This is a genomic window from Serratia sp. X3, assembly GCF_014982455.1.
Lineage (GTDB): Bacteria > Pseudomonadota > Gammaproteobacteria > Enterobacterales > Enterobacteriaceae > Serratia > Serratia ureilytica.
In genome coordinates this window covers 1-19078 of record NZ_JADCNB010000004.1, presented here as the reverse complement: position 1 = coordinate 19078, position 19078 = coordinate 1, and the positions used below count along the sequence as shown (strand labels likewise).

The window sequence follows — 19078 nt, the reverse complement described above, 5'->3', positions numbered from 1 at the left end:
AGCGATCAAAAGATTATATAAATCAAAACATTATCAGTTAACTGTTCAAAAACAATCCGTATACCCGATGAAAACCTTTTATTGACAAGCAACGGGGCAATATTCCAACAGCCAATTAACATTAGCAGCAAAGGCCAATCTTTCGCACATGATTGCTAACGTGACTATTTCTAATTGCAATTACTCTATTGTCGCTAATTAGCCGCGTTTTTTGTGTTAATGGAAAGTAAATTAACTAAAAAAAGCGACCAATTAATTAGCCTGCTTACTTTTACACGCCGTACTAGCGTTAATTCACGCTTGTTTGATCAAAAACAAACTCAGTTTGCCTTAAGCACCACCAGATGGCGTTCGCCTTCCAGTTCTGGCACCTGCAGCCGCACGATAGACTCCAGGCTAACGCCCTCCGGCAGGTGCGCCAATTCTTCATCCGGGCGCACGCCTTTCAAGGCGTAAAAACGCCCCTGCCCTTTCGCCGGCAAATGATGGCACCAGGACAACATATCCTGCAGCGAAGCGAACGCCCGGCTGATCACGCCATCGAACGGTGGCTCGGCCGGAAACGCCTCAACGCGGCTCTGCACCGGCTCGATATTGTTCAGGCCCAGTTCATGCTGCACCTGGCGCAGGAAACGCACGCGCTTGCCCAGGCTGTCGAGCAGCGTGAAATGCGCATCCGGACGCACGATCGCCAGCGGAATACCCGGTAAACCGGGGCCGGTGCCGACATCGATAAAACGCGATCCCTGCAGATGCGGGTTGACCACGATGCTGTCGAGGATATGGCGCACCAGCATTTGCTGCGGATCGCGCACCGACGTGAGGTTATAAGCCTTGTTCCACTTATCCAGCATGCCGACATAGCCCAGCAGTTGCTGTTTCTGCTGATCGGGCAGCTCAATGCCTGCTGCCGCGAGCAGCGAGTCTAATTTTTTTTGCACAACGGATCCTTTGGCAGGCGCTGAACGACCAGCGGATGGTTAGCTGGCGCAATGAGGCGCCTATGATAATTCAGCGCGTAAGTGATGTCAGCGGCCGTTTGGCTACGGGTTGAGCAAACGGCCGCCTGGATGCGGGATTTATGCGCTGCGGCGCAGCAGCCCCTGCTTTTTCAGCCAAATCAGCAAAATCGAGATCGCCGCCGGCGTAATGCCGGAGATGCGTGAAGCCTGGCCAATGGAGTTCGGTTTGTGATCGTTCAGTTTGGCGATCACTTCGTTCGACAACCCCGACACCTGACGGTAGTCGAGATCCAGCGGCAGCACGGTGTTCTCGTTGCGCTGCTGTTTTTCGATCTCTTCCTGCTGGCGAGCGATATAGCCTTCGTATTTGACCTGGATCTCGACCTGTTCGGCAGCCTGCACATCCTCCAGCGGCGGCGCGAAGGCGTCGATGCCGGTCAATTGCGCGTAGTCCATTTCCGGGCGGCGCAGCAGCTCTTCGCCGTTCGCTTCGCGTGACAGCGGCGCTTTCAGCAGCGCATTGACCTGTTCGACGTTCTCGGCGTGCGGATGCATCCAGATGTCGCGCAGGCGCTGACGTTCACGTTCGATTCGCTCCAGCTTCTCGCTATAGCGCGCCCAACGCACGTCGTCCACCAGGCCAAGTTCACGGCCTTTTTCCGTCAGACGGAGATCGGCGTTGTCTTCACGCAGCATCAGACGATACTCGGCACGCGAGGTAAACATGCGATATGGCTCTTTGGTGCCGAGGGTGCTGAGATCGTCCACCAGCACGCCCAGATAGGCTTGATCGCGACGTGGCGCCCAGCCTTCTTGCTCGGCGGCGAAGCGACCGGCGTTCAGACCGGCCAGCAGCCCCTGTGCGGCGGCTTCTTCATAGCCGGTGGTGCCGTTGATCTGGCCGGCGAAGAACAGGCCTTGAATGAATTTGCTTTCCAGCGTCGGTTTCAGGTCGCGCGGATCGAAGAAATCGTACTCGATAGCATAACCAGGGCGAATAATACGCGCGTTTTGCATCCCTTCCATCGAACGGACGATCTGCATTTGCACGTCGAACGGCAGGCTGGTGGAGATCCCGTTAGGGTAAATCTCGTTGCTGGTCAGGCCTTCCGGCTCGAGGAAGATCTGGTGCGCGTTGCGATCGGCAAAACGCATGACCTTATCTTCGATCGACGGGCAGTAACGTGGGCCGATCCCTTCGATGATCCCGGCATACATCGGGCTGCGATCGAGGTTATTGCGGATCACGTCATGGGTTTTTTCATTGGTATGGGTGATATAGCACGCCATTTGTTCCGGATGCTGGCTGGCATCGCCCAGGAACGAGAATACCGGCACCGGCGTATCGCCGTGTTGCGGCGCCAGTACGCTGAAATCGATAGTGCGGGCGTCGATGCGCGGCGGTGTCCCGGTTTTCAAGCGGTTGACGCGCAGCGGCAGTTCACGCAAACGCTGAGACAGCGAGATCGAAGGCGGATCCCCGGCGCGGCCGCCGCTGTAATTTTCCAGGCCGATATGGATCTTGCCGTCCAGGAAGGTGCCTACGGTCAATACCACCGCTTTGGCGTGGAATTTCAGGCCCATTTGGGTGACGGCGCCCACGACGCGATCGTTTTCGACAATCAGATCCTCAACCGGCTGTTGGAAGATCATCAGATTGGGCTGGTTCTCCAACGCGGTACGGATCGCCTGCCGATACAGGACGCGATCTGCCTGAGCGCGAGTGGCGCGAACGGCTGGGCCTTTGCTGGCGTTTAGTATCCTAAACTGGATGCCGGCATGGTCGATCGCCGTTGCCATCAGGCCGCCGAGTGCATCAATTTCCTTAACCAGATGCCCTTTACCAATACCGCCAATCGCCGGGTTACAGGACATCTGTCCCAGCGTATCGATATTGTGTGTCAATAATAAAGTCTGACGTCCCATGCGCGCCGCGGCCATGGCGGCCTCGGTACCTGCATGACCACCACCGATGATGATGACGTCAAATTGATCTGGATAAAACATGGAACTGCACCTCGCCGTATTGCGAACGATCGTATTTGCCCTGGGGTCGGGGATTCTACTCAAGTTTAGACGATCGACCAAGTGGTCAGGATCGTCGGTAATTAAAAGAAGATCTTTTTTATTTAAAGATCTCTTTATTAGATCTCTTATTAGGATCGCGATCCTCTGTGGATAAGTGACTATTCACGATGAAGATCAGCAGATTAAGGAGGATCGTTTGCTGTGAATGATCGGTGATCCCGACGCAGATAAGCTGGGATCTAAAAGGCTTGTTATACACAGTACAAAAAGCGCACTACGGTTGTTATTGGGATAACTACGGCTTTTACCCTGCTTTTAAGCTTAGTTATCCACAATCGTTCGCGCGATCTTTAGACGGATTAGAGTAAATTAATCCAGTTTTTTACCCATTCCTCGGCCGGATCCTCGGGAATTTCATGCTCGGTCACGTCGATCTCGAGACGATCGCCGATCCTTTTAGCGCCTCTGGCGATCAACAGATCGTCGATCTGTTTGATCGCACCGCAGAAGGTGTCGTATTCCGAACTGCCTAAACCGACGGCGCCGAACTGCACCTCGGAAAGATCCGGCAGTTGCTCAGCGATCTGTTCCAACAGCGGCTGAAGGTTATCCGGCAGTTCGCCTGCGCCGTGGGTGGAAGAGACCACCAGCCAGCGGCCGTTCAACGGCAGTTCATCCAGTTCAGGGCCGTGCAGCATCTCGGTAGAAAAACCCGCGTCTTCCAGCTTTTCAGCCAAATGTTCAGCCACGTATTCGGCGCTGCCAAGCGTACTGCCACTGATCAGAGTAATGTCTGCCATGAACCAACGATCCCAACCTTCTCACTCAAAGTGGCTGCATTGTACGCTGTGAATCGGCTGGGATCTACCTGTGGATAATGTGGGTATGCAATTTGGCGGGTTACGGCACGATGGTGCGCATAATGGGGTTCTGCAGCGAGATCAGCGTTTCGGTAGACTGGATCTCGTCGATGGTCTGGATCTTGTTGATAAGTACCTGTTGCAACGCGTCGATCGAGCGGCACATCACTTTAATAAAGACGCTGTAGTGGCCGGTGGTGTAATAGGCTTCCACCACTTCTTCCAGACTCTCCAGCTTCTTCAGCGCCGAAGGATAGTCCTTGGCGCTCTTTAATATGATGCCGATAAAGCAGCACACGTCGTAGCCCAGCTGTTTGGGACTGACGTCAATGCGCGCGCCGGTGATGATCCCGGCCTGTTTCATCTTTTCCACCCGCACGTGAATGGTGCCGGGGCTGACGGCGAAGTTTTTCGCCAGTTCGGCGTACGGTGTGCGCGCATTGTCCATCAGGGCGTTGAGGATGCCGCGATCGAGATTATCGATCTGATAAATTTCCGCCATTTAATTCCCCATTAATTAACGATTGTTGAATTCAGTCCGGGTAAAAATGAACGATTAAAAGTGAAAAGGCAATATTGATTAACGGATATTGAATTGGCGTATCGTTTTGTTGCTTAATCGATGGTAACAGAGACAGGTTTACAAGAGATACGGCAATGAAAAAACAGTTTATCCAAAAACAACAACAAATCAGCCAGGTCAAATCCTTCTTCTCCCGCCAGCTGGAACAGCAGCTCGGTCTGATCGAAGTGCAGGCCCCGATCCTTAGCCGCCTGGGCGACGGCACGCAGGATAACCTCTCCGGCAGCGAGAAAGCGGTGCAGGTCAAAGTCAAAACCTTGCCGGACGCTACCTTCGAAGTGGTGCACTCACTGGCGAAATGGAAACGCAAGACCCTGGGCAGCTACGATTTTGGTGCCGGCGAAGGCCTGTACACCCATATGAAGGCGCTGCGCCCGGATGAAGACCGCCTGACGCCAATCCACTCGGTGTACGTCGATCAGTGGGACTGGGAGCGGGTGATGGGCGACGGTGAGCGCGGTCTGGACTATCTGAAAAGTACCGTGCGCAGCATTTACGCCGCGATCAAGGCGACGGAAGCGGAAGTCAGCCGTGAGCATGGCCTGACCCCGTTCCTGCCGGAACAGATCCACTTCGTGCACAGCGAAACCCTGCTGCAGCGCTATCCGGATCTGGACGCCAAAGGGCGTGAGCGGGCGATCGCCAAAGAGCTGGGCGCGGTGTTCCTGATCGGCATCGGCGGCAAGCTGTCGCACGGCAAATCGCACGATGTGCGTGCGCCGGATTATGATGACTGGACCACGCCGACGGCGGATGGCCTGGCGGGCCTGAACGGTGATATCGTGGTGTGGAACCCGGTGCTGCAGGACGCTTTCGAGCTTTCTTCTATGGGCATCCGCGTCGACGCCGCAGCGCTGAAACATCAGCTGGCGCTGACCGGCGATGAAGATCGCATGAAGCTGGAATGGCATCAGTCGTTGCTGCGCGGCGATATGCCGCAGACCATCGGCGGCGGCATCGGTCAGTCGCGTTTGGTGATGTTGCTGTTGCAGCTGTCGCATATCGGCCAGGTGCAGTGCGGCGTGTGGTCGCCGGAAGTGCGCGACGCGGTTGAAGGCCTGCTCTGATTCCGCCTAGCGCCGCCAGCGGCGCATCAACCGGCTTTTCAACCCGGTATCGAAGCGCCAGATGTGATCGAAGATGCGCATGATGCCGGGTTTGCCGTAGGCGGACATCGCCACCGCGTGGAAACGCTGCTGGTGGCTTTGCTGCTGCTGTTTCACCTTCTTTATTACCTCCTCCGGCAACCGCTGGGCGATAAAATCGGAAATGATCACCGCATCGGCGTCGAACCAGCCGCTCTCCGCCATTTTGGTGACGGTGGCGTTCAGGCAGGCCGCCAGATCGGTGCCGCCACGAAACTGCTGGCCGAGAAAGCGCACCGCTTGTTCGATGCCGCTGGCGGCGGTGAGTTCGTAATGCACGATCTGGTTGGCGAACAGCATGATATAGCAGCGGCGGTTGTCCGCCAGCGCAATGCGCAGCAGCGCCAGACAGAACGCCTTGGCGCACTGTTCGTTGAAACCGCCCATCGATCCGGAGGTGTCCACGCAGACGATAAACGGCCCGCGCGGCTGCTGATCCTGCTGCTGGTGGGTGACCTGACGGATCAAGATCTGTTCCTGCCAGACGTCGCCCTGCAGGCGGTAGCTCAGCAGTCGCTTTTCCAGCAGGCGGCGATAAAACTCGAATTCCAGCTCTTCAATCCCCAGCGTCGCCAGCTCCGGCGGCAGCAGGCGCAGAATGTCGTCGCTTTGATGAATGCCGCTCACTTCTTCCGGCAGCGTGGCCGGCACCTGCACCATAACCCTGAACGGCTCCGGCTGCGCGTCCTGCTGCGGCACCGCCTTGGCCTGATAGCTGCGGCCCAGCTGCTGCGCCAGCTTTTTCAGCTCCGGCTGCTGCTGCAAAAAGTTGCCGTACTCCACCAGCCGCTGGTAATCGCCGCGCTGCAGCTGGCCTTTGCTCATGTCCCACAGCCTGCCGGCGGCGGTGTCGTTTTCCGACAGCAGCGGTTCCAGCGCGCCGCTCAGCGCCAGGCGTTCCTGCAGTTCCGCCATCAGCTGCTCGCGCTCTTGTTCCAGCAACTGGTGGTGCAACATGGTGGCCTGCAGCGTCAGGCTGATGCGCCAGCGCTGCAGAAACAGCGTTTGAAAACTGTCGTCCAACGGATGATTGGGCAGATCGGCGGCGTCCACCAGCGCGCGCGCCTGTTCATAAAACGGGGAAACCAGCTGGCGCAGCAGCTCCATCGTGTCGTTGAGGTTGTGATAGAACTGGGTATTGTTCTCCAGCTGGCACTGTTGGTAGCGATAGAATTCCTGCGCCAACGCCGGCGGCACCATGGCCTCCTGCAAACGTTCCTTGAGCTGCAGCTTCCAGCGCGGCAGATCGCGATCCAGCGCTCGGCGTAGGGCCGGAAACTTTTTAAAAAATACCGACAGCTGCGGCGCCGCCAGCATGCCGACTATCATCTCCTCGATCATCTCGCCTTCGGTGATCGCCAGCAGCAGATCGAGCGTCTCCAGACTGAGCATGGTTACTGGCCGCGCATTTGCTGCTGTTGCTGTTTAACCTGTTCCGCGACCTGCAGCAGACTGGCTTCGATCTTGGCCAGACCGGCGGCGGACGTGAACAGGCAGGGCTGATGTTGGCTGAAGGCGCGGCGCTGCTCCGCCAGGCGCTGGGCCAATGCGTCCATTTCATCCAGCAGCGCCTGCGGCGTAGCGGTAGCCTGTTTGCCCGGCAGCGCCAGCAGCGACGGCTGGCGGCTGACGTCCAGCACCGTCAGGTGCAGTTGGTCATCGACGTCCAAATCGATCGGCTGCGCGAAGCCGATGCCGTTCAACTTGGCGCGCACGTCGCCGCCTTTTTGCAGCCAGTTGTCCAGCGCGCTGCTTTCGATGCTCAGATGATTGACCTGAATGTCATGCAGCTGCAGCGGTTTTTGCAGCAGCAGGGTGAGGGTGCCGCCGGCGAACGGCGTGGCCAGCGCGTATTGCGGTTTGCGGCTGAACATCCCGCCTTTTTTCACCAGGCTGATGGCCTGCCGGTCGCTTTGTTGCTGCTGGTCCTGCATCCAGCGGGTATGGATCTGTTGCAGTTGGATCAACATCGACTGCTGCTGATAGGCCGATTCGGTCAGCAGTTGATCGATCTGCTGTTGCAGCAGCTTCAGCGAAGTGAGATCGTGCCACAGGCAGTCTTTCAACAGCATCAGATCGAGCGGGGCTATGGCGTCGCGCCCGCTGAAGAAGGCGCAGGCCTGCAGCAGGCGCAGGGCTTTTTTCCAGCGTCGATCGGAGACGTACGGCGCCTGTTCCAGCGCGTCCAGCCGCTGGCGCAGTTGGAAAATCAGCTCAAAGCAGGCTTCCGGCAGCGCCACCTTATCGATCTGCGGCTGCCACTGCAGAAACTCTTCGTCGCTGACGCTCAGCGCCGCCGGCACCGGGTTTTGGCTTTCGCTCTGGCGGTTGACCAGCAGCGAGCGGAAATTCTGTTTATCCTGCACCTTGTCCAGCCACAGGCGAATCAGCATGCGGTCATACAGGGCTTCGAGGCTGTTGTCCGCTTCGGGCAGTTCGTTGGAAGCGGTGACCAGCAGGCGCAGCGGGATCGGTTCTTCGCTGTTGCCGTTGCGAAAGCGTCGTTCGTTGATCGCCGTCAGCAGGGTGTTGAGGATCGCCGGGCCGGCCTTCCAGATCTCGTCCAGAAACACGATCTCCGCTTCCGGCAGATAGCCGGCGGTCAGGCGTTGATAGCGCCCTTCATCTTTCAGCGCCTGAATCGAGAGCGGGCCGAAGACCTCTTCCGGCGTGGAAAAGCGCGTCATCAGGTATTCAAAAGAGAGGGCGTTGCGGAAGGCAAACTTCAGCCGGCGCGCGATCAGGCTTTTGGCGATGCCGGGCGGGCCGAGCAGGAATACGCTTTCGCCGCTCAGCGCCGCCAGCAGGCACAGGCGGATCGCCTCTTGCCGCTCATAAAGGCCGCTCTCCAGCGCGCTGCTGAGGCGGGAAATTCGTTCTGCCAGAAGGGATGATGGCGTCATATAATCGTCGTATTGTCCGAGAGTTAGCCAATCTTGGTCGATAATTCGATGATAAACCACCATTATTTTTAATGGTATAGCTTATTGATTAGTAAAAATTTTCTCAGTTCAGCCGGATATCCGGTTCACATTTTGTTTATTTTTCGGCTCTGATATAAGGGTAGGCAAGCCGTATAAATGGTGCATACTGTGCGGCTTTCTGGTGGGCGTGACGGATCTTTGAGCCCGTATTTTGCCTGATGCGGATGCATCGCTAACGGATGTTCTGATAAAGAAACGAATTATGAGCGCAGAGCATAAGCAGTCCCTATCGGCGGTAACCCTGGCTGCCATCGGCGTGGTCTACGGCGATATCGGCACCAGTCCTCTCTATACGTTGAGAGAGTGTTTCTCCGGCCATTACGGCTTCGATGTTCGTCCAGACGTGGTTTTCGGCTTCCTGTCGCTGATTTTCTGGATGCTGATCGTGATCGTTTCCCTCAAATATCTCACCTACGTGATGCGGGCGGACAACGCCGGCGAAGGCGGAATTTTGACGCTGATGTCGCTGGCCGGGCGCAATACCTCGGCGCGCACCACCGCAGTGCTGGTGATACTGGGCCTGATCGGCGGCAGCTTCTTCTATGGCGAGGTGGTGATCACCCCGGCGATCTCGGTGATGTCGGCGATAGAGGGGTTGGAAATCGCCGCGCCTGCGCTCGACGCCTATATCGTGCCGCTCTCGATTCTGGTGCTGACCCTGCTGTTCGTTATCCAAAAACACGGCACCGGCAGCGTCGGCAAGCTGTTCGCCCCGGTAATGCTGTTGTGGTTCATCGTGTTGGCGGTGCTGGGCGCGCGCAGCATCATTTCGAACCCGGAAGTGCTGCAGGCGCTGAATCCCAAATGGGCGCTTAACTTCTTTATGGAATATAAGAAGGTGTCGTTCTTCGCGCTGGGGGCGGTGGTGCTGTCGATCACCGGCGTTGAGGCGCTGTATGCCGACATGGGGCACTTCGGCAAGTTCCCGATCCGCCTGGCCTGGTTCACCGTGGTGCTGCCTTCGCTGGTGCTCAACTACTTCGGCCAGGGGGCGTTGCTGCTGAAAAACCCTGAAGCGATCAAAAACCCATTCTTCCTGCTGGCGCCCGACTGGGCGCTGATCCCGCTGCTGATTCTGGCAACCCTGGCAACGGTCATCGCCTCGCAGGCGGTGATTTCCGGCGTCTTCTCGCTGACTCGCCAGGCGGTGCGCCTGGGGTATTTGTCGCCGATGCGCATCATTCACACCTCGGAAATGGAATCCGGCCAGATCTACATTCCGGTGATCAACTGGACGCTGTATATCTCGGTGGTGCTGGTGATCATCGGCTTCGAACACTCCAGCAACCTGGCGGCGGCGTATGGTATCGCCGTCACCGGCACCATGGTGCTGACCAGCATACTGGTCACTTCGGTGGCGATTAATAACTGGCACTGGAACCGCTTCCTGGCGATCGGCATCGTAACCATCTTGCTGATCATCGACGTGCCGATGTTCTCCGCCAACGCCCTGAAGCTGTTCTCCGGCGGCTGGTTACCGCTGACCCTGGCGCTGGTGATGTTCATCATTATGACTACCTGGAAGAGCGAGCGTTTCCGCCTGTTGCGCCGTCTGCATGAGCACGGCAACTCGCTGGAGGCGATGATTGCCTCGCTGGAGAAATCGCCGCCGGTACGGGTGCCGGGCACCGCGGTCTTCTTGTCGCGCGCCACCAATGTCATTCCTTTTGCGCTGTTGCACAACCTGAAGCACAACAAGGTGCTGCATGAGCGCGTGGTGCTGCTGACGCTGCGCACCGAGGATGCGCCTTACGTGCACAACGTGCGCCGGGTGACCATCGAGCAGCTGTCGCCGACCTTCTGGCGGGTGGTGGCCAGCTACGGCTGGCGCGAAACGCCGAACGTGGAGGAAGTGTTCCACCGCTGCGGGCTGGAAGGGTTGCCGTGCCGCATGTCGGAGACGTCGTTCTTCATGTCCCATGAATCGCTGATCCTCACCAAGCGGCCATGGTACCTCTACCTGCGCGGCAAACTGTTCGTTGCTCTGAGCCGCAATGCGCTGCGCGCACCGGATCAGTTCGAAATCCCGCCGAACCGGGTCATCGAGCTCGGCACGCAGGTCGAGATCTAACCCGCCTGACAGGGGCTCAGCTAGGCTGGGCCCCTTTTGTTTGCGCTTTCTCCGTGCGCGAACGAAACGTTTCGATGACGATCACACTTCTGCATTGTCCGGGTTGCCTTCCCCTGCCGTTTTTTTACACTCCTCCAGAGAGCGAAACGTTTCGCTAGCGGAGTGAGAAGATGAAAAAAGGCGTATTACTGAATTCCGACGTGTCTGCCGTGATTGCCCGGCTGGGGCATACCGATCAGCTCACCTTGTGCGATGCGGGTTTGCCGATACCGGCGGCGACGCAGCGCATCGATCTGGCGCTGACGCAGGGCGTGCCGACCTTCATGCAGGTGTTCGCGGCGGTCACGCAAGAGATGCAGGTAGAAAGCGCCATCCTGGCGGAAGAAATCGTGAAACAAAATCCGTCGCTCCACGAGGCATTGTTGGCTGAACTGACCGCACTGGGCCAACGCCAGGGCAATACCATCGGCGTGCGTTATATCAGCCATCAGGCGTTTAAAGCGCAAACCGAGCACAGCCGGGCGGTGATCCGCAGCGGGGAGTGTTCGCCTTACGCGAACGTGATCCTGTGCGCCGGCGTAACTTTCTGAGGCGTTTATGCAACCTTTACTGCAACTGAAAGGGATTGATAAAGCCTTTCCCGGCGTGAAGGCGCTTTCCGGCGCCGCTCTCAGCGTTTATCCCGGCAAGGTGATGGCGCTGGTGGGGGAAAACGGCGCCGGGAAGTCCACCATGATGAAAGTGCTGACCGGCATCTACCAGAAAGACGCAGGCAGTCAGTATTTTCTCGGTAAAGAGGTGGCGTTCAACGGGCCTAAGGATTCGCAGGAAGCGGGCATCGGCATTATCCACCAGGAGCTGAACCTGATCCCGCAGCTGACGATTGCGGAAAACATCTTCCTCGGCCGCGAGTTCGTCAACCGTTTCGGCCGCATTGACTGGAAGCGCATGTACGCCGAGGCCGATCGCTTGCTGGCGCGCCTCAACCTGCGCTACAGCAGCCACCGGCTGGTGGGCGAGCTGTCGATTGGCGATCAGCAGATGGTGGAGATCGCCAAGGTGCTGAGCTTCGAATCGAAAGTGATCATCATGGACGAACCAACCGATGCGTTGACCGACACCGAAACCGCCTCGCTGTTCAAGGTGATCAATGAGCTGAAGGCCGAAGGGCGCGGCATCGTCTATATCTCACACCGTCTGAAAGAGATCTTTGAAATCTGCGACGACGTGACGGTATTTCGCGACGGGCAGTTCATCGCCGAGCGGCCGGTGAGCGAGCTGCAGGAAGATTCGCTGATTGAGATGATGGTCGGTCGCAAGCTGGAAGAACAATACCCGCGCCTTGATTTACCGCGCGGGGAAAAGCGGCTGGAAGTCAGTCATCTTTCCGGACCCGGCGTTGAAGACGTCAGCTTTACGCTGTATCGCGGTGAGATCCTCGGCGTGGCCGGCTTGATGGGCGCCGGGCGCACCGAATTGATGAAGATTCTGTACGGCGCCGCGTCGCGCAAGGCCGGCACCGTCAACCTCGACGGCCGCGAGGTGGTCACCCATTCGCCGCAGGATGGATTGGCGAACGGCATCGTCTATATCTCGGAAGACCGCAAGCGCGACGGCCTGGTGCTGGGCATGTCGGTGAAGGAAAACATGTCTCTGACCGCGCTGCGCTACTTCAGCCGCGCCGACGGCAGCCTGAAACAGGCCGACGAGCGGCAGGCGGTGGGAGATTTCATCCGCCTGTTCAATATCAAAACGCCGTCGATGGAGCAGCCGATAGGTCTGCTTTCCGGCGGCAATCAGCAGAAAGTGGCGATCGCCCGCGGCCTGATGACCCGGCCGAAGGTGCTGATCCTCGATGAGCCGACGCGCGGCGTCGATGTCGGGGCGAAAAAAGAGATCTATCAGTTAATCAACCAGTTCAAGCAGGAAGGGCTGAGCATCATTCTGGTGTCTTCGGAAATGCCGGAGGTGATGGGCATGAGCGATCGCATTCTGGTGATGCACGAAGGGCATCTCAGCGGCGAGTTCCCGATTGAACAGGCCACCCAGGAAGCGTTGATGGCGGCAGCCGTCGGCAAGCAATACGGCGTAAAGCAGGAGTAATCAGATATGAGTTCCCAGACTATCGCAGCTAAGCGCTGGTTCAGTAAAGAATGGCTGTTAGAGCAGAAGTCGTTGATTGCGCTGCTGGTGCTGATCGCCGTGGTCTCTTCCATGAGCCCGAACTTCTTCACCCTGAACAACCTGTTCAATATTCTGCAGCAGACCTCGGTCAACGCCATCATGGCGGTGGGGATGACGCTGGTGATCCTCACTTCCGGCATCGATCTGTCGGTGGGATCGCTGCTGGCCCTGACCGGCGCGGTGGCAGCGTCGATCGTCGGCTTTGAAGTCAACGCGCTGGTGGCGGTGGCGGCGGCCTTGGCGCTGGGCGCCGCGATTGGCGCCTGCACCGGGGTGATCGTCGCCAAAGGCAAGGTGCAAGCCTTTATCGCTACGCTGGTGATGATGCTGCTGCTGCGCGGCGTCACCATGGTGTACACCAACGGCAGCCCGATCAATACCGGTTTCACCGACGTGGCCGACACCTTTGGTTGGTTCGGCATCGGCCGTCCGCTGGGTGTGCCTACGCCGATCTGGATCATGGCGATCGTGTTCATCGCCGCCTGGTATATGCTGCACCATACGCGCCTGGGCCGCTATATTTATGCCCTGGGCGGCAATGAAGCGGCGACACGCCTGTCCGGTATCAGCGTCGATAAAGTGAAAATTATCGTCTATTCGCTGTGCGGCCTGCTGGCGGCGCTGGCGGGGGTGATCGAAGTAGCGCGCCTCTCGTCGGCGCAGCCGACTGCCGGCACCGGCTATGAGCTGGACGCCATCGCCGCCGTGGTGCTGGGCGGCACCAGCCTGGCCGGCGGCAAGGGACGCATCGTCGGCACGCTGATCGGGGCGCTGATCCTCGGTTTTCTGAACAACGGCCTGAATTTACTGGGTGTTTCTTCCTACTACCAAATGATCGTGAAGGCAGTGGTGATACTGCTGGCGGTTCTGGTAGATAACAAAAGCAACAAGTAACCTCCCCCTACAGGAATCACGATGATGAAAATGAAAAAACTGGCAACCTTAGCTTCCGCCATCGCGTTGAGCGCCACCCTGAGCGCCAATGCCATGGCCAAAGACACCATCGCGCTGGTGGTGTCCACCCTCAACAACCCGTTCTTCGTCTCGATGAAGGATGGGGCGCAGCAAGAGGCCAACAAGCTGGGTTATAACCTGGTGGTGCTGGATTCCCAAAACAACCCGGCGAAAGAGCTGGCCAACGTGCAGGATCTGATGGTGCGGGCGCCCAAGCTGCTGTTGATCAACCCGACCGACTCCGATGCGGTGGGCAACGCCATCAAGATGGCCAACCAGGCTAAGATCCCGGTCATCACGCTGGACCGCGTGGCGAGCAAGGGTGAAGTGGTGAGCCATATCGCTTCGGATAACCGCGTGGGCGGCAAAATGGCCGGCGACTTCATCGCCAAGAAAGCGGGCGCCGACGCCAAGGTGATTCAGCTGGAAGGCATTGCCGGCACCTCCGCCGCGCGTGAACGCGGCGAAGGCTTCAAACAGTCGCTGGATCAGAATAAATTCAAGCTGCTGGCCAGCCAGCCGGCCGATTTCGACCGCACCAAGGGCCTGAACGTGATGCAGAACCTGCTGACCGCTCACCCGGATGTGCAGGCGGTATTTGCCCAGAACGATGAAATGGCGCTGGGCGCGCTGCGTGCGCTGCAAACCGCCGGTAAAACCGACGTGATCGTGGTAGGCTTCGACGGCACTGCCGACGGCGTGAAAGCGGTTGAAGGCGGCAAGCTGGCGGCGACCGTGGCGCAGCGTCCCGATCAGATCGGCGTGATAGGCGTGGAAACCGCCGATAAAGTGCTGAAAGGCGAAAAAGTGCCGGCGACCATTCCGGTCGATTTGAAACTGGTCACTCAGTAAGTCATACCAGCGCCATCGGGACGGGGCGTTTACGATGGCGCGCAATTCAGGAATCAATGCGATGGAAACAGGTAAGCTGGTGGTTCTGGGCAGCATCAATGCCGACCATATCCTCAATATTGAACAATTCCCCCACCCGGGCGAAACGGTGATCGGGAAGCAGTATAAGGTGGCGTTTGGCGGCAAGGGCGCGAATCAGGCGGTGGCGGCCGGGCGCAGTGGGGCGGAGATCGCCTTTATCGCCTGCGTGGGCGCCGACGATATCGGCGAGCGTGTCCGCCGGCAGCTGGCGAGCGATCGCATTGATACCCAACCGATTGAAGCCATCGCCGACAGCACCACCGGCGTGGCGCTGATCTTCGTCAACGCCGAAGGCGAGAACGTGATCGGCATCAATGCCGGCGCCAACGCCGCGGTGACGCCGGATTACCTGGCGCGCTACCGGCAAAAAGTCATCGACGCCGACGCCCTGCTGATGCAGCTGGAGTCGCCGTTGGAGACGGTGATCGCCGCCGCCCGCTTGGCCAAGCAACATCAAACGCAGGTGATCCTCAACCCGGCCCCGGCGCGCGAGCTGCCGGACGAGCTGCTGGGGATGATTGATATGATCACCCCGAATGAAACCGAAGCGCAGCGCCTGACCGGCATCGCCGTGGACAGCGACGCCGATGCGGCGCGCGCGGCGCAGGCGCTGCACGACAAAGGCATCGCGACGGTGATCATCACCCTCGGCAGCCGCGGCGTGTGGCTGAGCGAAAACGGCAACGGCAAACGGGTGCCCGGCTTCAAAGTGCAAGCGGTGGATACCATCGCCGCCGGCGATACCTTTAACGGCGCGCTGGTCACTGCCCTGTTGGAAGGCAAGATCATGGCCGACGCGGTGCGTTTCGCCCATGCGGCGGCGGCGATCGCCGTCACCCGCCCCGGCGCGCAGCCTTCGGTGCCGTGGCGCGAAGAGATCGACGCCTTCTTGCAGCAACAGGGGTGATCCTTTGGCCACCATGAAAGATGTCGCCCGCCTGGCGGGCGTTTCAACCTCTACCGTTTCGCATGTGGTCAACAACAATCGCTTTGTCAGCGACAGCGTGCGCGACAAGGTCATGGCGGCCGTGGAACAGTTGAACTATGCGCCTTCTGCGCTGGCGCGCAGCCTGAAGCTTAATCAGACCCGCACCATCGGCATGCTGGTGACCGCCAGCAACAACCCGTTTTATGCTGAAGTGGTGCGCGGCGTGGAGCGCAGCTGCTATGAACGCGGCTATAGCCTGATCCTGTGCAATACCGAAGAAGACGCCGCGCGCATGAACCGCAGTATGGAGACGCTGCTGCAAAAGCGCGTCGACGGTTTGCTGTTGATGTGCACCGAAAATCACCGGCCATCTCAGGATGCCCTGAGTCGCTACCCGTCATTGCCGATCGTGATGATGGACTGGGCGCCGTTCGAGGGCGCGAACGACATTATTCAGGATAACTCGCTGCTGGGCGGCGAGATGGCGACCGATCATCTGATCGCCCGCGGCTATCGCAAGATCGCCTGCATCGCCGGCCCGCAGGACAAAACCACCGCTCGTCACCGACTGGAAGGCTATCGCAACGCGATGCGTCGCGCCGGATTACCGATCCCGCCAGGGTATGAAGTGCATTGCGACTTTGAGTTTGAAGGCGGCGTGACCGCCATGCGCCAGCTGCTGGCGCTGAAAGAGCCGCCGCATGCGGTGTTCGCCGGCAACGACGCGGTGGCGGTAGGCGTTTATCAGGCGCTGTATCAGGCCGGGCTTTCCGTGCCGCAGGATATGGCGGTGATGGGGTACGATGACATTGAACTGGCGCGTTATCTGGCGCCGCCGCTGAGCACCATTCATCAACCGAAGGATTCGCTGGGCGAGCTGGCGATCGATGCGCTGATCAACCGCCTGCAAAACCCGGAGCGCGCTCCCCAGGTGCTGGTGCTGACGCCCGAGCTGGTGGAGCGCGCCTCGGTGGGCCGCCGTTAACTGGCCGCCTTCGCTTCTTTCTTGCTTTCCTGGCCGCTGATCAAGTTGCGGCCATCTTTCCTTCTCAGCAACATAAATACCAGCGCCGACGCCACGGTGACGATCCCCATGGTGATAAAGGTGTAATGGAAGTGGTCGATCATAGTGCCTAACGACAGGGATTCGTAAAAACGCAGCACCGCCGCGCTGATCGCGACGCCGAAACTGATGGACAGCTGTTGGGTGACCGCCAGGACGCTGTTGCCGGCGCTGGCGTTGGCGTCGTTCAAATCCGCCAGGCTGATGGTATTCATGGCGGTGAACTGGGTGGACATCGCCATGCCCAGTACGAACAGCGGCAGGATCATCAGCCACAGCGGCATGCCTGGGCTCTGCAGGGCGAACTGCGCGATCAGCGCTCCGATGATAACGGTGATGCCGACCAGCGTTTTACGGTAGCCGAACCAGCGCAACACCTGAGTGACGGTGGATTTCGCCATCAGCGAGCCAATGGCGGTCGGCGCCATCATGCAGCCGGCGACGATCGCCGTGTAGCCAAATCCCACCTGCAGCATGAGCGGCATCAAAAACGGCACGCAGCCGGTGCCCAACCTGGAGGCGACGTTGCCGGCGATGCCGACTGAGAAAGTGCGGGTTTTGAACAGGTCGAGGCCGATCAGCGGCTGAGGATGACGGCGGGCGTGCGCGATGTAGCCGAACAGCATCACGAAGCCACTGAGCAGAATGCCCAGCGAAACGTAGCTCGCCAGCACCCGCTCGCCAAACAGTTCCAGCCCGGTGGAGATCAGCACCAGGCTCAGGCCGAACAGCATAAAGCCCAGAAAATCGAAGCGGCGCTTGGGCGTGGTGAAGTCCGGCATGTATTTGCGCGCATAGAAGATGCCGAGCAGGCCGATAGGGATATTGATCAGGAAAATCCAATGCCAGGTGGCGTAGGTCACCAGCCAGCCGCCCAGCAGCGGCCCCAGAATCGGCCCGACCAGGCCGGGCATGGTGACGAAATTCAGCACCGGCAGCAGTTCGCTGCGCGGGTAGGCGCGCAGCAGCGCCAGTCGCGCGACCGGCATCATCATCGCGCCGCCGATGCCCTGCAGCACGCGAGAGGCAACCAGCACGCTCAACGTGGGGGAGAGGGCGCACAACAGCGAACCGAGGGTGAATAACGTGACGGCGAAGATGAACACGCGGCGGGTGCCGAAGCGGTCCGCCAGCCAACCGCTGACCGGGATCAGCATCGCCACCGTCAGCGTATAGCTGATGACGGCCGATTGCATCGCCAGCGGCGAGTGCCCCAGGCTGTGGGCGATCGCCGGCAGCGCCGTGTTGAGGATGGTGGCGTCCAGCGCCTGCATAAAGAACGCCATTGCGGCGATCCACGGGAGTCCTGCCATACTGCGCGCGGATTGGGTCATGGTCGGTCCTGGTTAAATGGTCGTCTCTCCCTCATCTCTTTCTTCTATCTATAAGCGGGGAGCGTGTCTAGTCTTTCTCTTTCAGCAAAACTTGGCAGGCGACGAGGGCGCCTGCGCTGTCTCCGGCGAGTATCGCATCGACGATAGCCTGATGGTGGCGCAGCTTGATCACTTCATTGCCGGTGATGGCTCGGAAGTAACTCTGATACACCGAACTGAACAGGTTGGCGAACGAGGTCAGGAACGGATTGCCGCTGGCCTCGTAGATGAGCTGGTGGAATTGGGTATCGACCTGGATCCAGCGCTCGCGATCAAACTGGGTATGCAGCGCGCGCATTTCCGCCATCAGTTCCGCCAGCAGTTTGGTTTGCTGCGGGCTGGCGTGGTCTGCCGCCAACGCGCAGGCCTGCGGTTCCAGCGAGGTGCGCAATATAAGGAAGTGTTGCATCACCTGATCGAAGTTTTCCCGCGTCATCCACCAGGTCAGTAAATCCTGATCGAGGAAATTCCATTGGCTTTGCGGCATCACGCGGGTGCCAATGCGCGGGCGCGGCAACAACATGCCTTTGGCGGCTAACATCTTTACCGCTTCGCGCACCGCGGTGCGGCTGACGCCGAATTGCTCGCCCAGTTCCATTTCACCGGGCAGGATGCTGCCGGCCTGATAATCGCCTGCCAGAATTTGTTGGCCGAGTTTCTCTGCAAGCAGATAAGAAAGATTGCGTTGGGCGGCCTGTTGTTGTGCATTTAATGGCATGGCTGCGGATCCTTACTGACTTCGTTTCTTCTATTTTACTCCAGTGATCGCCAGCTTTTATGGCTGTTTGCCTGAAAAAGTGACATAAATTCGCCGCTTTTTCGCTCTTTTGCCGAAAAAATCCGCGCTTGAAAAGTTTTTTGCATTTAGGGGTTGCGGCCCGCTGAGAACTCCCTATAATGCGCCTCCACTGACCGGGAACAACGACTGACAAGCCGCCGGGTCAGCGAGAGGAAAGCGAAATAAACGCTTGACTCTCCGGGTGAAAAGCGTAGTATACGCAGCCCGCGCC

Annotated in this window: 16 protein-coding genes; 8 read left to right on the top strand and 8 right to left on the bottom strand. The window is 58.7% G+C overall.

What is annotated here, in order from left to right:
• Positions 1-320 precede the first annotated feature (320 nt).
• The 4 genes from rsmG to asnC form a co-directional block, all read right to left on the bottom strand.
• Positions 321-941 carry a 16S rRNA (guanine(527)-N(7))-methyltransferase RsmG gene (rsmG, locus tag IMX17_RS16980; protein WP_025304738.1) on the bottom strand — a complete coding sequence of 207 codons (621 nt, stop codon included), beginning with the start codon at positions 939-941 and terminating at the stop codon, positions 321-323.
• A 138-nt stretch (positions 942-1079) separates the two neighbouring features.
• A complete protein-coding gene (gene mnmG, locus IMX17_RS16975) occupies positions 1080-2969 on the bottom strand; it encodes a tRNA uridine-5-carboxymethylaminomethyl(34) synthesis enzyme MnmG (protein ID WP_193550014.1) in 1890 nt (629 codons plus the stop codon).
• 380 nt (positions 2970-3349) lie between these two features.
• The gene (mioC, locus tag IMX17_RS16970; RefSeq protein ID WP_193550013.1) at positions 3350-3790 is read right to left on the bottom strand and encodes an FMN-binding protein MioC; all 441 of its coding nucleotides are present in this window, start codon (positions 3788-3790) and stop codon (positions 3350-3352) included.
• 100 nt (positions 3791-3890) lie between these two features.
• On the bottom strand, positions 3891-4352 hold the full coding sequence (asnC, locus tag IMX17_RS16965) for a transcriptional regulator AsnC (protein ID WP_004933786.1): 462 nt from the start codon (positions 4350-4352) through the stop codon (positions 3891-3893).
• 155 nt (positions 4353-4507) lie between these two features.
• Between asnC and asnA the strand changes: the two genes are divergently transcribed.
• Complete coding sequence (gene asnA / locus IMX17_RS16960; RefSeq protein ID WP_193550012.1) at positions 4508-5500, top strand: aspartate--ammonia ligase; 993 nt, start codon at positions 4508-4510, stop codon at positions 5498-5500.
• A 6-nt stretch (positions 5501-5506) separates the two neighbouring features.
• Here the strand turns inward: asnA and viaA are convergent, their stop codons facing one another.
• Both viaA and ravA read right to left on the bottom strand, forming a co-directional pair.
• On the bottom strand, positions 5507-6970 hold the full coding sequence (gene viaA / locus IMX17_RS16955) for an ATPase RavA stimulator ViaA (protein ID WP_033652330.1): 1464 nt from the start codon (positions 6968-6970) through the stop codon (positions 5507-5509).
• Between the two features lie 2 nt (positions 6971-6972).
• A complete protein-coding gene (gene ravA, locus IMX17_RS16950; RefSeq protein WP_193550011.1) occupies positions 6973-8481 on the bottom strand; it encodes an ATPase RavA in 1509 nt (502 codons plus the stop codon).
• A 283-nt stretch (positions 8482-8764) separates the two neighbouring features.
• On the opposite strand from ravA, the gene kup reads away from it, so the two are divergent.
• The 7 genes from kup to rbsR all read left to right on the top strand — a co-directional run bounded on the left by kup (position 8765) and on the right by rbsR (position 16617).
• Positions 8765-10633 (top strand): low affinity potassium transporter Kup, encoded by a 1869-nt coding sequence (gene kup, locus IMX17_RS16945; protein WP_015379467.1) that lies wholly within the window; start codon positions 8765-8767, stop codon positions 10631-10633.
• Between the two features lie 170 nt (positions 10634-10803).
• Positions 10804-11223 carry a D-ribose pyranase gene (rbsD, locus tag IMX17_RS16940; protein WP_033645162.1) on the top strand — a complete coding sequence of 140 codons (420 nt, stop codon included), beginning with the start codon at positions 10804-10806 and terminating at the stop codon, positions 11221-11223.
• Positions 11224-11230: 7 nt separating this feature from the next.
• Positions 11231-12736: a ribose ABC transporter ATP-binding protein RbsA gene (gene rbsA / locus IMX17_RS16935; RefSeq protein ID WP_046898747.1), complete on the top strand. Its 1506-nt coding sequence runs from the start codon at positions 11231-11233 to the stop codon at positions 12734-12736.
• A 6-nt stretch (positions 12737-12742) separates the two neighbouring features.
• Positions 12743-13711 carry a ribose ABC transporter permease gene (gene rbsC / locus IMX17_RS16930; protein WP_033652333.1) on the top strand — a complete coding sequence of 323 codons (969 nt, stop codon included), beginning with the start codon at positions 12743-12745 and terminating at the stop codon, positions 13709-13711.
• A gap of 24 nt (positions 13712-13735) precedes the next feature.
• On the top strand, positions 13736-14623 hold the full coding sequence (gene rbsB, locus IMX17_RS16925; RefSeq protein ID WP_028128068.1) for a ribose ABC transporter substrate-binding protein RbsB: 888 nt from the start codon (positions 13736-13738) through the stop codon (positions 14621-14623).
• A gap of 61 nt (positions 14624-14684) precedes the next feature.
• Complete coding sequence (gene rbsK / locus IMX17_RS16920; protein WP_046898746.1) at positions 14685-15611, top strand: ribokinase; 927 nt, start codon at positions 14685-14687, stop codon at positions 15609-15611.
• A gap of 4 nt (positions 15612-15615) precedes the next feature.
• Positions 15616-16617 (top strand): ribose operon transcriptional repressor RbsR, encoded by a 1002-nt coding sequence (rbsR, locus tag IMX17_RS16915; RefSeq protein ID WP_046898745.1) that lies wholly within the window; start codon positions 15616-15618, stop codon positions 16615-16617.
• Here rbsR and mdtD read toward each other — a convergent pair.
• Together mdtD and IMX17_RS16905 are read right to left on the bottom strand one after the other, a co-directional pair.
• Complete coding sequence (gene mdtD / locus IMX17_RS16910; protein WP_033645165.1) at positions 16614-18029, bottom strand: multidrug transporter subunit MdtD; 1416 nt, start codon at positions 18027-18029, stop codon at positions 16614-16616. The two genes, rbsR and mdtD, sit on opposite strands and share 4 nt — an antisense overlap.
• A 67-nt stretch (positions 18030-18096) precedes the next feature.
• A complete protein-coding gene (locus tag IMX17_RS16905) occupies positions 18097-18786 on the bottom strand; it encodes a FadR/GntR family transcriptional regulator (RefSeq protein ID WP_033652336.1) in 690 nt (229 codons plus the stop codon).
• Positions 18787-19078: the final 292 nt, after the last annotated feature.